The sequence below is a fragment of the Mammaliicoccus sp. N-M50 genome (genome assembly GCF_022386995.1).
GTDB lineage: Bacteria > Bacillota > Bacilli > Staphylococcales > Staphylococcaceae > Mammaliicoccus > Mammaliicoccus sciuri_A.
The window spans coordinates 240,314-255,088 of sequence record NZ_JAJNJA010000004.1 but is presented as its reverse complement, the minus strand read 5'-3'; the positions used below and the strand labels follow the sequence as shown (position 1 = coordinate 255,088).

At 32.7% G+C, this 14,775-nt stretch carries 14 protein-coding genes; 11 read left to right on the top strand and 3 right to left on the bottom strand.

Annotated features, from left to right (window positions below; all coding sequences use genetic code 11):
• Positions 1–10 precede the first annotated feature (10 nt).
• Together LQ622_RS08640 and LQ622_RS08635 are read left to right on the top strand one after the other, a co-directional pair.
• A complete protein-coding gene (locus LQ622_RS08640; protein WP_239762052.1) occupies positions 11–1,903 on the top strand; it encodes a DHA2 family efflux MFS transporter permease subunit in 1,893 nt (630 codons plus the stop codon).
• Positions 1,904–2,106: 203 nt separating this feature from the next.
• The gene (locus tag LQ622_RS08635; RefSeq protein WP_239762053.1) at positions 2,107–2,646 is read left to right on the top strand and encodes a ribonuclease FAU-1 family protein; all 540 of its coding nucleotides are present in this window, start codon (positions 2,107–2,109) and stop codon (positions 2,644–2,646) included.
• A gap of 76 nt (positions 2,647–2,722) precedes the next feature.
• Here LQ622_RS08635 and LQ622_RS08630 read toward each other — a convergent pair whose 3' ends face one another.
• Positions 2,723–3,544, bottom strand: coding sequence for an undecaprenyl-diphosphate phosphatase (locus tag LQ622_RS08630; protein WP_037589984.1), 822 nt, complete (start codon positions 3,542–3,544; stop codon positions 2,723–2,725).
• 162 nt (positions 3,545–3,706) lie between these two features.
• Between LQ622_RS08630 and LQ622_RS08625 the strand changes: the two genes are divergently transcribed.
• Positions 3,707–4,582: a LysR family transcriptional regulator gene (locus tag LQ622_RS08625; RefSeq protein WP_025907355.1), complete on the top strand. Its 876-nt coding sequence runs from the start codon at positions 3,707–3,709 to the stop codon at positions 4,580–4,582.
• 57 nt (positions 4,583–4,639) lie between these two features.
• Here LQ622_RS08625 and LQ622_RS08620 read toward each other — a convergent pair whose 3' ends face one another.
• On the bottom strand, positions 4,640–5,287 hold the full coding sequence (locus LQ622_RS08620) for an MOSC domain-containing protein (RefSeq protein ID WP_239762054.1): 648 nt from the start codon (positions 5,285–5,287) through the stop codon (positions 4,640–4,642).
• Positions 5,288–5,421: 134 nt separating this feature from the next.
• On the opposite strand from LQ622_RS08620, the gene LQ622_RS08615 reads away from it, so the two are divergent.
• Complete coding sequence (locus tag LQ622_RS08615; protein WP_037589981.1) at positions 5,422–6,633, top strand: sugar efflux transporter; 1,212 nt, start codon at positions 5,422–5,424, stop codon at positions 6,631–6,633.
• 11 nt (positions 6,634–6,644) lie between these two features.
• Positions 6,645–7,127, top strand: a complete 483-nt coding sequence (locus tag LQ622_RS08610; RefSeq protein WP_025907349.1) for a DUF456 domain-containing protein — start codon at positions 6,645–6,647, stop codon at positions 7,125–7,127.
• A gap of 1,570 nt (positions 7,128–8,697) precedes the next feature.
• Here the strand turns inward: LQ622_RS08610 and LQ622_RS08605 are convergent.
• Positions 8,698–9,996 carry a PTS sugar transporter subunit IIC gene (locus tag LQ622_RS08605; protein WP_037589976.1) on the bottom strand — a complete coding sequence of 433 codons (1,299 nt, stop codon included), beginning with the start codon at positions 9,994–9,996 and terminating at the stop codon, positions 8,698–8,700.
• 114 nt (positions 9,997–10,110) lie between these two features.
• Here LQ622_RS08605 and LQ622_RS08600 point away from each other — a divergent pair, with 114 nt between their 5' ends.
• The 6 genes from LQ622_RS08600 to corA all read left to right on the top strand — a co-directional run bounded on the left by LQ622_RS08600 (position 10,111) and on the right by corA (position 14,710).
• Complete coding sequence (locus tag LQ622_RS08600; RefSeq protein WP_239762056.1) at positions 10,111–11,208, top strand: DUF871 domain-containing protein; 1,098 nt, start codon at positions 10,111–10,113, stop codon at positions 11,206–11,208.
• 1 nt (position 11,209) lies between these two features.
• On the top strand, positions 11,210–11,512 hold the full coding sequence (locus tag LQ622_RS08595) for a PTS sugar transporter subunit IIB (protein WP_103361981.1): 303 nt from the start codon (positions 11,210–11,212) through the stop codon (positions 11,510–11,512).
• A 9-nt stretch (positions 11,513–11,521) separates the two neighbouring features.
• Positions 11,522–11,839: a PTS sugar transporter subunit IIA gene (locus LQ622_RS08590; protein WP_239774936.1), complete on the top strand. Its 318-nt coding sequence runs from the start codon at positions 11,522–11,524 to the stop codon at positions 11,837–11,839.
• A gap of 17 nt (positions 11,840–11,856) precedes the next feature.
• On the top strand, positions 11,857–12,717 hold the full coding sequence (locus LQ622_RS08585; protein ID WP_204175217.1) for an SDR family NAD(P)-dependent oxidoreductase: 861 nt from the start codon (positions 11,857–11,859) through the stop codon (positions 12,715–12,717).
• A gap of 118 nt (positions 12,718–12,835) precedes the next feature.
• The gene (purU, locus tag LQ622_RS08580) at positions 12,836–13,678 is read left to right on the top strand and encodes a formyltetrahydrofolate deformylase (protein WP_037589969.1); all 843 of its coding nucleotides are present in this window, start codon (positions 12,836–12,838) and stop codon (positions 13,676–13,678) included.
• Positions 13,679–13,765: 87 nt separating this feature from the next.
• On the top strand, positions 13,766–14,710 hold the full coding sequence (gene corA, locus LQ622_RS08575) for a magnesium/cobalt transporter CorA (protein WP_037589968.1): 945 nt from the start codon (positions 13,766–13,768) through the stop codon (positions 14,708–14,710).
• The last annotated feature ends 65 nt before the right edge of the window (positions 14,711–14,775 follow it).

Below are 14,775 nucleotides of genomic sequence, written 5' to 3'. Positions count from 1 at the left end.
AGGGTGTATTATGACATCAACCTTTACGGTGGCTTATATAATTGTAGCAATCCTATTATGGATTGGAATTAATGCATTTGTTTTAAAACGCAAAAAAAGTAAATCAGTTTCTAAGCAAGTAACTGAAGAAACAACAGAGAACAAAGAAACACAATTGAAATCAAAAGATGATAATATCAATCATCAACCAGAACATTCACATATTGAAAAAATGGAAGCTGAACATAAGTCATCTAACTCAGAGATGAACGAAACAACTTCTAACAAAATGTATTCTGAAGATCATGATAAAGAATCAGATGAATCACATGAGCATACTGAATTATCTGATCGTGGTATGGAATTAAATGAAGACGAACCAATTAATGAACAAATTAAAAAAAATCATGTCAATTTCGTATATGGCAAAGGTATTTCAAGAAACAAAATTTTAGTTGCGATGATGTTTGGTATGTTTATAGCTATTTTAAACCAAACATTATTAAATGTTGCTTTACCGGTTATTAACAATGAGTTCAGTATTTCAGCATCTACAGGACAATGGTTAATGACAGGATTTATGTTAGTGAATGGTATCTTAATACCAATCAGTGCATTTCTAATAAGTAAATATTCATACAGAAGACTATTTCTTATAGCAATGACGTTGTTTACAGTTGGATCAATTATATGTGCTTTATCATTTAACTTCCCAATGATGATGACAGGTCGTGTTATCCAAGCAGTTGGTGCAGGTGTGTTAATGCCATTAGGTTCAAATGTATTTATGACAATATTCCCACCAGAAAAACGTGGTGCGGCAATGGGTACTTTAGGTATTGCATTTATTTTAGCACCAGCAATCGGACCGACCTTATCAGGTTGGATCGTACAAAACTATCATTGGAATGTCATGTTCTATGGTATGTTTGCAATTGGTTTAGTTGCAATATTTATTAGTTTCTTCTGGTTTAGAATTTATCAAAAAACTTCTAATCCAAAACCAGACGTTCAAGGTATTATCTATAGTACTTTAGGATTTGGATTATTGCTTTATGGATTTAGTGAAGCGGGTAACGATGGTTGGACTTCATTAACAGTTTCATTATCATTGATTATCGGTGTAATCTTCACAGCATTATTTGTTATTCGTGAAGTGAGAATGAAAAATCCAATGCTTGATATGTCAGCATTAAAATATTCAGGCTTTACATTGACTACGATCATTAATGTTATCGTAACAATGAGTTTATTCGGTGGTATGATCTTATTACCAATCTATCTACAGAATTTACGTGGTTTCACACCACTAGATTCAGGGTTATTACTATTACCAGGTTCACTTATAATGGGCTTCATGGGTCCTATAGCTGGTAAAATGTTAGACTCATTTGGTATTAAACCACTCGCTTTAATTGGTTTAACAATTATGACATTTGCTACTTGGGAATTGACACAGTTAAATATGGATACACCATATACAACAATACTTGTTATTTATATTGTCCGTTCATTTGGTATGAGTTTTATCATGATGCCAATTATGACAGCAGGTATGAATTCATTACCACAACGATTAATTCCGCATGGTAATGCAATTAGTAATACGGTAAGACAATTAGCAGGGTCAATCGGTACTGCCATTCTTGTTACAGTAATGACTCAAAATACGACATCACATTTGGCAAATATGTCAGATAATATGGATTCAACAAATCCTATGATCCAAGAACAAATTAAAGCTTTATCAGATTCTGTTGGCGGTCAAGAAGCAGGTACAACTGCACTATTTACTTACTTCAATAAACTTGCAACAGTTCAAGGTATTAACGATGCATTCTGGATTGCAACATTATTCAGTGTGATTGCTTTAATTTTAAGTTTATTCTTAAAAGGTAAATCTCATTATTTATCAAAAGAATAGTAAGAACTCCTAGATATAAAAATATAAATTCATTTTGTATTTTTAAATTATATATTAATGTTTAATTGTTTAAACACTACAAGAAACAGTGAAGTTTCTTGTAGTGTTTTTTTAGAATAGTAATTTAATTTATGAAATTCTATATTGAATGCTTTGAATTAGACATGGTTTTTTATATAATGTAAAAAAGGAGTTGGTAACTTATGAAAGTTAAGTATATTGACAAACGTCATTGGCGACGTCTCCTTAATCGCGAATATAAAGAAGTTGTATTGGACACCAATCATTTTAAAGGGCTAATTGGATTAGTAACAATGGTACAAGTAAAAGAGCCTTTACAAGTAAATGTGGTCGGCAGGGAAATTACAGTTGCGGATAATGGATATAAGTGGATGCAAATCTTACCTGAAAAGAAGCCATATAGTATCACTGTAATGTACGATAAACAGAATAAACCAGTACAATACTATTTTGATGTGAATTTGAGGAATATCACACAACTTGGCAATGCTAGAACATTAGATTTATGTCTTGATGTATTAGTGATACCGAAGTCGGGTGAATATGAACTTGTTGATGAAGATGATTTAGAAAGAATGCTCAAAGAGAAGAAAATATCCAAAGCCCAATTCCATAAGGCATATGTTACAGCTCATGAAATTATGTTTAAATTAGAGACGGATTTCAAAGGAATTGAAAAGAAAATCAGATATTGTTTTCACGAAATTATGAATGCGAAGTGATTTAACTACAATGTTATGGCATATTTCTATATAAAAACGAGGAATCCCTTTAAAGTTGGAATTCCCCGTTTTTTTATTATAAGAAGATTAATGCAAGTATGATTGCTAATGGACCTACGATGAAACAATATTTACTAAAGATACCTAATTGACCACGTTCCATAATGCCTTGTAACCATTTAAGCGAGAAATAACTTGCTACAAGAGATGCAATAAATGCAAATACATATGAAATCATTAATGATGTATCGGGTGGTGTTTCAACAATATCTTTAATACCAAGTAAAGCTGTACCTAGACTTACTGGAATATATAGTAAGAATGAGAATTTAAATGCTGTTTTTTGGTTCATACCTACACCTAATGCACCAACAATCGTTGCACCACTTCTACTTAGTCCTGGTACTAACGCAACTGCTTGAAATAGACCGACGATAATAGCGTCTTTAAGTGACAAATCTTTTTCAAGTTTTTGACCACGTTTATTCTTAATAAACCACAATGCGATACCAGTGACGATAAGCATGATACCTACCATAATCACACTTTTAGTATCCCCGATAATATCTTTAAAGATTATACCTAGAACACCTGCAGGAATCGTTGCAATGACTAAGTACATCGCAAGTTGGAAATTTTTCTTAATCGATTCGGTACGGTCACCTTTAATATATTTAAGTGTATCAACAATAAGCGTGATAATATCTTTTCTAAATAAGATAAGCACGGCAATTAATGAAGCGGTATTCACAACAATTTCAAATGTTAAACCGTCCGTATGTAATCCTAAAAATTCTTGTGCCATCACAAGGTGTCCACTTGAAGAAACCGGAATTGGTTCAGTTATACCTTGAAGTAACCCAAGAAAAACATATTTAATAATTTCGATAATAAGCATGATATGATCCTTCCTATTTAATGTACATGGTCAACTATAACGAATTATGAATTGACTTTCAATTTATGAAATAAAAAAATTTATATTTCGGTCTAAAGTTGTAGGCGTGGTCGTGTAGGCAAATCGTGTTATAATATAATGAAAGTAAGGAGTGTGTGTCAATTGAAAGTAGACGATTATAAGTTACTCGTAACATTAGAAGACGTAAAGACATTAAGGAAAGCAGCAGACATTCTCTATATATCTCAGCCGGCAGTGAGTCAAAGGTTGAAAACAATTGAAAACTTTTTCGGTATAGATATTTTTATAAGAACAAAGAAGCAATTGATAACAACAAATGAAGGTTCACTTGTAATTGAACACGCTCGAAAAATGTTAAAAGAAGAACGTTTATTATTAGATAAAATCAGTTCTAAAATAGGCGAAGTAAATGGTAGCATTTCAATAGGTGTATCTTCATTAATCGGACAGACCATTCTCCCGCAAGTATTAGGAGAATACACGCACTTATATCCTAATGTGGATATACAATTACAAATCGGTTCAAGTGAACATATTAAACAATATCAGAATGACTTTCATATCATGGTCGTAAGAGGAAATGAAGTCATGAATGTTCAAAATGATCTCTTACTTAATGAACAGCATTACTTTATATATCCTAAAAATAGAAAACAAGATCTACACCTTTTACCAATGATCGAGTTTCAAGCAGAACCTATCTACTTAAAACAAATAGAAGAGTGGTATTCAGATTACTTACAACAAGAATATCATGCACTCATTAAAGTCGATCAAATCGCTACATGTAAAGCATTACTATTAAATGGTGTAGGTGTAACAGTCTTACCTGAACTCGTTATAGGTGATATCGATACAGATAAATTTGAAATCAAGAAATTGAATGTCATGCGTAAACCACTGACAAGGTCTACATATATATGTTATGAACATAACGTATTACAATTACCACAAGTGAAATCATTCATAGAAGTCTTAAAGAACTATATTAATCAGCTTGAAATAGGTAAAAAATAAGCAGAAAAGAAATCTGTACGGATTTCTTTTCTGCTTTCGTTATATTGATATCGATTGCTATGACAGACGCTTTCTTAACTTCGTAAATATTTCACGAGTTTCATCATTAATCGCGTCATGATTTAAAATATTGTCGATACGTTGTAGATTCTTACTATCTTTAAATCGTGTTTCGTTCAATTCATAAATCGATAATTTTGGCTCAGTTTGTTCAATTAATCTCATATTGTCATTCTGTGAAACATATCCTTCTTTTAATACTCTGAAGTAACAGCCTGTTCGATAACTATCAGCCATTCGTTTAACTAAGTCTTTAATGCCATATCGTTGTGCAATTGTAGCGCAAGGTTGTCTTGGACATGAAACTTGAATGATCGCTTCACCAAGTTCGTAAGTGTCACCAATGTTTAAATCTTCTTCTGTTAAACCTGAAACGGTTATATTCTCTCCGAAAATTGCATACTTTGGTAACAAATCAATAATATCATCCCAATATGCGTAATTATCTTTGCTGTAAAAACAGAGTGCTTTTTCAGGTCCACCATGTCCTTTGTATTGCTGTTCGTCTTCAACAAAGCCTGTATGTGTTAAGTACATCTTATCTTTAAAAGGTTCTTTGAAAATGGCAGTCTTTTTTGATTTTTGATCGCTAAATGTGATATTGGCAATTTTTCCGACTGATATATAATCTACTTTGTAATTCACTAGAATGACTCCTTTTTACAATATTTAATAATGATTTTACCGGTTAATGTGAATTATAGCAATAAAGCATTGACGTAGCAGAGGATAAGCTTTAAAGTACAAGCATATAATAAAATATAGGAAGTTGTGAATTCATGTTTTTGAAATTATTTCAAATAAAAAATTATAAACTCTTTACAGCAAATATGGGTTTACTTGGTATGGCAGTTGCGATTACTGTTCCATTTTTAGTGTTGTATGCGACACAGCACTTAGGCATGACGAAAGGGCAATATGGTTTGTTAATGGCGCTTGCAGCAGGGGCATCATTTACAGTAAACTCTATTGTTGCTAGATTTTCAGATAGTGGCAAAATTAATCGTAAATATCTTATCATTACCGCACTTATTATGGGTGCATTATGTTTCTCCATTTATTTCTACATACATACTATTTGGGTGTTCATTGCACTTTACGCAATGTTCCAAGGTTTAGCTGCACCAGCAATGCCTCAAATGTATGCCTCAGCACGTGAATCAATTAATGAATCAGCTTATAAAGATAGAAGTATATTTGCTAATACAGTTCTACGTTCTACATTTTCATTAGGATTTTTATTTGGTCCTTTAATTGGTACAGTATTGTTAAGTGCCTTTGGATATGATGGATTGTTTGGTGGAACGGTAGCACTATTTTTAACAGTTTTAGTATTATTAATTATATTTTATAAAGAGCCGAAGAAAGTTATTAAAAATGCTATCGGTAATTTTACAGAAAAGAAAGCACCAAACTTAATAAAAGAACCGACATTATTAATACCTTTCTTAGCATTCATTTTGTTACATGTTGGTCAGTGGATGTATACGTTGAATATGCCGTTATATGTAACAGAATATCTTAAAGATAATGAATCACATGTCGGCTATTTAGCAAGTTTATGTGCGGGCTTAGAAGTTCCGTTTATGATTATACTTGGTATTATTGCAAGTAAGTTCAAAACAAAAACATTATTAATGGTTGGATCTATTTTTGGATTCGGATATTACTTTAGCATCGGGGTGTTTGATAGTTTCGTCGCAATGTTGATAGGACAACTCGCATTAGCATTCTTCTTAGCTATTTTACTAGGCTTAGGTATTAGTTATTTTCAAGATATTTTACCAGAATTTCCAGGATACGCATCAACATTATTTGCCAATGCAATGGTCATCGGTCAGTTAGGTGGAAATTTATTAGGTGGTATTATGAGTGATCTCGTTGGACTAGGAAATGTATTCTTTGTTTCAAGTTTATCAATAGCAGTAGCATTTGTATTACTTATATTCACAGTAGAACATACGACACACAACGAAACTAAAGTAAGTTAGGAGATATAAAAATGACAGCAATAAGTTGGATATTAATTATCTTAATGTTTGTAATTGCATTTATAGGATTAGTGAAACCTATAATTCCATCCGTATTATTTATATGGGTAGGGTATTTCATTTATCACTTTGCAATTGATTCAAGCAAATTATCTTGGGTATTTTGGGTAGTAATGATTGTATTTACAATATTTATGATATTATCAGATATCATTATGAATAGTTATTTCGTTAAGAAATTTGGAGGTTCTAAATTAGGAGAAACAATGGCAGCAGTCGGTGTCATCATCGGTTGTTTCGTATTTCCTCCATTTGGAATTATAATCGTTCCATTTGTATTAGTATTTGTAACAGAAATCATTCAAAAAGGTGATATCGCAGCTGCAACAAATGCAAGCGTAGGATCATTACTTGGTTTCTTAACAAGCTCAATAGCAAAAGCATTGATTATGGTAGTCATGATTATCTGGTTCTTTATAGATATTATTATTTAATATAGTAGGGAAAGCCTGGTACAGAATATAAGCTGTACTAGGCTTTTTTATTTGGAATGAGGAGTATGGGGAGTGGTGGTTTATTTTAGGTGTGGAGGTTAGTTGGGTATGGGGGAGAAGGTGTGTTGGATATGGATGCCGAAAGATGTGAGTTAAAGAGATAGTAAACTCACGAGAATGAAGAAGATGTGAGTTAAAGGAGTAATAAACTCACGAGATTGAAAAACATGTGAGTTAAATGTGGAATAAACTCACGAGATCGTAAAACATGTGAGTTAAAGAGGCAGTAAACTCACGAGATTGAAAAAGATGTGAGTTAAAGAGGCAGTAAACACACGAGATCGCAAAAGATGTGAGTTAAATGAGGAGTAAACTCACAAGATTGGTAAAGATGTGAGTTAAAGAGGTAATAAACTCACGAGATTGGTGAACATGTGAGTTAAAGAGGCAGTAAACACACGAGATTGGTAAAGATGTGAGTTAAAGAGGGAATAAACTCACAAGATTGAAAAAGATGTGAGTTAAAGAAGTAGTAAACTCACAAGATTGAAAAAGATGTGAGTTAAATGTGGAATAAACTCACGAGACCGCAAAACATGTGAGTTAAAGAGGCAGTAAACTCACGAGATTGAAAAAGATGTGAGTTAAAGATGGAATAAACACACGAGATCGAAAAAGATGTGAGTTAAAGTTGGAATAAACACACGAGATCGCAAAACATGTGAGTTAAAGATGGAATAAACTCATGAGATCGCAAAACATGTGAGTTAAAGAGGTATTAAACTCACAAGATCGCAAAACATGTGAGTTAAAGAGGTAGTAAACTCACGAGATTGCACAAGATGTGAGTTAAATGTGGAATAAACACACGAGATCGCAAAACATGTGAGTTAAAGAGATAGTAAACTCACATCTTTTCAAATTAAATGATTATATAGAAATGAACATTTTTGATTACTTGAAAAATTACTTAAGTCATGGCTTAACGCCTAACTTAAGCCAAGAGATCATCCAAGTCATAGCTTAACTACTGAATAAAGCCAAGAGATCGTCCAAGTCATGGCTTAACGCCTAACTTAAGCCAAGAGATAGTCCAAGTCTTAGCTTAACTACTGAATAAAGCCAAGAGATGCCGCAAGTCATAGCTTAACTACTGAATAAAGCCAAGAGATCGTCCAAGTCATGGCTTAACGTCTAACTTAAGCCAAGAGATAGCCTAAGTCATAGCTTAACTACTGAATAAAGCCAAGAAATCCCCCAAGTCTTAGCTTAACTACTGAATAAAGCCAAGAGATAGCCTAAGTCATGGCTTAATGTATAACTTAAGCCAAGAGATGTCCCAAGTCATAGCTTAACTCCCGAATAAAGCCAAGAGATGTCCCAAGTCTTAGCTTAACTACTGAATAAAGCCAAGAGATAGCCCAAGTCAAAGCTTAACTACTGAATAAAGCCAAGAGATAGTCCAAGTCATGGCTTAATACCTAACTTAAGCCAAGACATTCCCTACATATCACAATAAAAAACCTCAGGGACAAATGAAACTGCGTCCCTGAGGGTTCCTCTTTTCTTACTATTTGCCTTCTTTCATATCTTGTTCGATTTGTTCTTTTGATTCGCCGCTTTCTTCTAAGACCATTTTACGGTCGTACATTTTGAAGAATGGAAAATAGATAATGACTGAAACGGCGATATTAAATAGTACGAGTACGATTGCTCGCCAATCGCCACCTGTTGCTAAATATGCACCGATTGGAGCTGGTAATGTCCATGGTGCCATTACGCTTGTGGCATTTACGAGTCCAAATAATGTTGCTAAGTAGGTTATGACGGTTAATACTAATGGAATGATAATAAATGGTATAACCATGATTGGATTTAATACAATTGGTAATCCAAATATTACTGGTTCATTAATATTAAATAATGACGGTATTGATACAGCTTTACCGAATTTCTTTAAGAACTGAGATTTTGCAAACAATAATATACAAATGACAAGTCCTAATGTAGCACCTGCGCCACCTATCCAAACAAACCATTGGAAAAATGTTTCTGGTGCTATATGCGGTAATGGTTCTCCGGCAGCATGTGCTTCTGCATTTTTAGCTAAATAAACTTCCCATAGTGGACGCTCGATTGTCCCGACAATTGACATACCATGAATACCAAATGCCCAGAAGAAAGTTGTTAAGAATACAGGTACTAGTACACCAGGCAATGTATCACCTGCAAAGACAAGCGGACCTACGATTTTATCAACGAGTGTATGTAAATCAAGTTGGAATACTACTGTAATGATACTCATTGCACCGAGTACAAATACTACTGGGATTAAAGATTCAAATGAGCGACTTACTGATGGCGGTACTTGAGGTGGCATCTTGATCGTAATATTTTTATTTTTACATAATCGATATATTTCTACTGAGAATATCGCAACAAACATTGCAACAAATAGTCCGTGACCTCCTAAATTGGTCATTGGTAATACGAAACCTAATTTTTTATCCATAGTTGGTGCGATTGTTAATAAGAATGCAGCAGTGGAAAGTTGTGCTGCTGACAATGGATCTAAGTCATAGGATTTGGCGAGATTGTAACCTATACCAAACACTATATATAAACTCATGATAAACATCGTCATTCTATATGGAATTAAAATTTGCTCAGCGTGTTCTGTTGCCCACTGAGTAATTGCCCACGACTCTGGTAACGGTGGTGTCGCAAATATTAGGAAGAATGAGCCGAATATAATAAATGGAAGTGCTGAAATAACCCCGTCACGAATGGCGAGTAAATGACGCTGGTTAGAAAGCTTGGTCATTGGACCTGAAAGTTTGCCTTCTATCCATGTCGCAAAGTTATTCATAAAAAAATCCCCCTTCGTTTGTAAGCGCTTCAATTTTGTTATAGTATAAACTAAATAGATAAAATATTCAAAATTATAAAAAAAGAAATATATTGTGAATGGAAGTGAAGTTTGATGAAACGGTTAGGAATTTCTTTATATCCAGGAAAATCAAATGAAAATGAAGATATTCAATATATCGAAAAAGCCCATCAATACGGTTTTACGAGAATATTTACAAATTTATTGCAACTTACCGATGAAAATAAAGCGACATTGTTACCAGTCATTGAAAAAACAATTCGTTATGCTAAAAATTTAAACTTTGAAATTTTTATAGATGTGGCACCTCGCACATTCAAAGTACTCGGCATCGAACCAAATGATTTATCTTTTTTCAATGATTTAGGTGTAGATGGTATAAGACTTGATGAAGGGGTAGGTGCGAAAGAAACAAGTGATATGACTTATAATCCTTATGGTATAAAGATTGAACTGAATATGAGTGTGATGAATCATTATATTGATAATGTAATGGATTTTGAGCCGAATCGCGCTTGTTTAGTAGGATGCCATAATTTTTATCCGCATCGATATGCAGGGATATCCGAGGCATTCTTTTTAGAAGGTAGTAAAAAATTCAAAAAATATGGGTTAAGAACTGCAGCATTCGTTTCAAGTAAAGTAGCTGACTTTGGTCCGTGGCCTGTTACAGAAGGTTTGCCAACTTTAGAAGATCATAGAGGTTTGCCAGTAACAACCCAAGCGCAACATTTATGGGCTACAGGGTTGATAGATGATGTCATTATCAGCAATTGTTACCCTTCAGAAGCGGAATTAGAGATTTTGAGTCATTTGAAGAATGAACCTATTACATTTGATGCAAAATTATTTGATGAAATATCTGACTTAGAGAAGAAAATTGCAATCGAAGAGCCTCATTTTTATAGAGGTGATGTGAGTGAGTACATGATTCGTTCAACACAAAGTCGTGTGAAGTATAAAAATGAATCATTTCCAGCACATCATACAGTTGCCATTAAACGTGGTGACATATTAATAGACAATGAAGAATATGGTCAATATAAAGGTGAATTACAAATTGCATTAAAGCCGATGCTCAATACTGGAAAAGTCAATGTGATTGGCAGAATTGAGCCACATGATTTACCACTGCTCAACTATTTAAAACCTTGGGCACATTTTAAATTTAATATAAAGGAGAAAGATTAACATGAAAAAAATATTATTAGTTTGCTCAGCGGGTATGTCTACAAGTATGTTAGTTAAAAAAATGCAAGATACTGCAAATAAAGAAGGTAAAGAATACGAAGTAGAGGCATTAGCCTTATCAGAAGCAGAAACAAAAGTTGATGAAGTAGATGTTATTCTACTAGGACCACAAGTAAGATTTCAAAAAGCACAAGTAGAAAAAGTAGCGAATGGTAAAGTACCAGTAGACGTTATTGATATGCAACAATATGGCATGATGGATGGAGAAGGTGTATTGAAACATGCCGAAAGCTTAATGGAATAAGGTGAGAATATGGAAAAATATGAACAATTTGCTTTTCAAATTATTACAAATGTAGGAATGGCAAAAAGTAATTATATGCAAGCAATTCAAGAAGCAAAAGAAGGCAATTTTGAAACAGCTGAGAACTTAGTTTCTGAAGGCAATCAATTTTTAGTTGAAGGACATAAAGTGCATAAGGATCTGATCCAAGCAGAAGCTTCAGGTGAGCCGGTTCCTTTAAATTTGTTATTGTCTCATGCTGAAGATCAACTTATTTCTACTGAAGTCATTAAAGAAATGGCTAAAGAACTGATTTATGTACATCAAAATTATGTGAAAAAGCAATAAAAATAAGGAGATAAACAATGTCGAATAGAATTCTAGCAATTACTGGACCAACTTCAGGAATAGGAAAATCAACCGTTATTGAATTAGCACACGATTATGACATTATTATTTTGTTATGTAGAAATGTTGAAAAAGGTAATGACTTAAAAAAGCTTTTAGAAGCGGAACATCAACATATTACAGTAGATGTTATTAAGTGTAATTTATCAGATTTAGCAAATGTTATGAAAGCTGCGACACTTGTTTTAGAACGATATCCTTATGTCGACTGTCTTATCAATAATGCAGGCGTCATGTCATTAACAAGACAAAAAACTGTAGATGGTTACGAATTAATGTTTGGTACGAACTATTTAGGACACTTTATGTTAACGCATATTTTATTTGGTTCAATTATGAATAGTCATGACAAACAAATTATTATCGTTTCATCTGGTGCGTATTTATTTGCACATCTTGGAAGACGAAACTTTAAGTATCCATTAAGGTTTAATCCGATTAAGTCTTATGGAAGATCTAAGCTTGCGACTTTATATTTTATGCAAGAATTACATGAGAAATTTTCAAAAGATGGCTTACATGTTACGGCAGTACATCCAGGTGCTGTTTCAACTAATTTAGGAAAAACAAAATATAATCAAAAATTTGGGAACTTAGTTTATAAAATATTTGATCCATTATTTATATCTCCTAAAGAAGGCGCTAAGTCGACGATTAAAGTATCGAAGAATAAAAATTTGTATAAAGGTGAATATGTTCAAGAAGGAAAGATTACAAAACTCAAATCACATGGTCTTAATTACTATGATCGCAAAAGATTAATTCGTGAGACGTTAGCATCATTACAACTAGACCAATTCATGTATTGGGAAAAATAATAAATGAATACGTTTACATTTGAAACTGATGATGTAATTTATTGTTTTCTTTTAAATTAAATTTTATAATAGTTGATATTGTAAGAATATTTCCAAAATTAATCAAAGGATGAGGCACATGAGTAAGCATTATATTTTATTGGCTGATTGTAAAGATGAAATTGGCATTACATCATTAATATCCACTATTATAAAAGATACAAATTCAAATATATTTCATTTAGATCACTATACAGACATTCAAGAAGAAGAAAATCATTTATATTTACGTATAGAATTTGATAAAAACGATGAAGTTAAATCACTTTTAGAGAATGAACTGACAAATAGAAAGATTAATTTTCAAATCTTTGATGCTGAAGAAAAAGTGAAAACAGCGTTACTTGTGTCTAAAGAAGACCATGCGTTAAGTGAAATTATGTTACGTGCGAATAGACAAGAATTTCCGATTGAAATCAGTTGTGTCATTAGTAATCACGAGAATAATCGCAAATTTGTTGAGGATATGGGCATTCCTTTTCATCATGTTAGCGTAACAAAAGAAACAAAGCGTGAAAGTGAAGATGAAATTACAAGCATTTGTGAAAGCTACAATGTTGATTTACTTGTACTTGCGAAATACATGCAAATATTATCACCAGTATTTGTTGAAAGACATCACTTGAAAATTATTAACATTCACCATTCATTCTTACCGTCATTTATTGGTGCGAACCCTTATAAACAAGCCTATACAAGAGGTGTTAAATTAATTGGGGCGACGAGTCATTATGTGACTGAAGATTTAGATGCAGGACCAATTATTGAGCAGGATGTTGTAAGAGTTAATCATAGATATACTGCACAAGATATGAAACATACAGGTAGGCATGTTGAATCTCAAGTATTAGCGAGAGCGGTGCAATGGCATTGTGAACATAAAGTCATCGTTAATGGTAATAAGACAGTAGTATTTTCATAATTTATTTTTAGTAGTGAGTATATTTGCTCACTGCTTTTTTAGTTGTATAATATGAAATAAAGTAAAGCGAAAAATGGTGTGAAAAAGATGATTAAAACTTATTATGTCAATTTAAAAGATGAAATAAAAGAAACTAATTCACCTAAAGATATTTCAGAAGAGAAAAAATGGATATGGGTGGATTTAAATGAACCAACTAAAGAAGAATCAGAAATATTAGTTGATTATTTTAATTTTCATCCTTTATCAGTAGAAGACGCAACGCAAGTTCAACAAAGACCGAAGTTTAAACAATATGATGATTATCAATTTATTGTATTCCATGCATTAGATCTAAAGACTTTAGAATCTGAAGAAGTGGATATCTTTATTGGTGAAGATTTTATCGTGACATTCCATAGAGAACGTTATGAAGAAATCGATACAATCAAAAGAAAGTTATTTAATGAAACGATCGAAATAAATGAACCTAAAGATATACTATTACATATTCTAGATGATATAGTAGATAACTATTTTCCGTTTATTTATGATATTGAAGACAAAGTATTTAATTTCGAAGATCGTCATAATTTAGATATTACAACAAAGACGTTAATCGATGATACATTTGATTTAAGAGAAGAATTGCTGATTATTAAAAGAACTGTTCAACCGATGAAGGATTTAGTATATAGAATGCGTGAGGGTAAAGTGTTGCATCTTAATGAACAACAATTTCTGTTTATTACGCATATTAATGACCACCTTATGAAACAAATGGAAATGGTAGATTCGTCACGAGAAATGACGAGTGATATACGAGATAATTATATTTCTTTGAACTCATTCAAGATGAACAATATAATGAAAATATTAACCATTTATTCTGTTGTGTTTATGCCTTTAACTTTAATTGCAGGTATTTACGGGATGAACTTTACGAATATGCCAGAACTCGAATGGCATGATGGGTATTATATTGTTCTTGTTATTATGGCCGTTATAGCAATTATTATGTTAATCGTCTTCAAGAAGAAGAGATGGTTCTAATGAACGTATGCGTTATGATTTAGAGTATGATTTGTGAAAATAAATAAAATGGGAAAGAGTGTGAT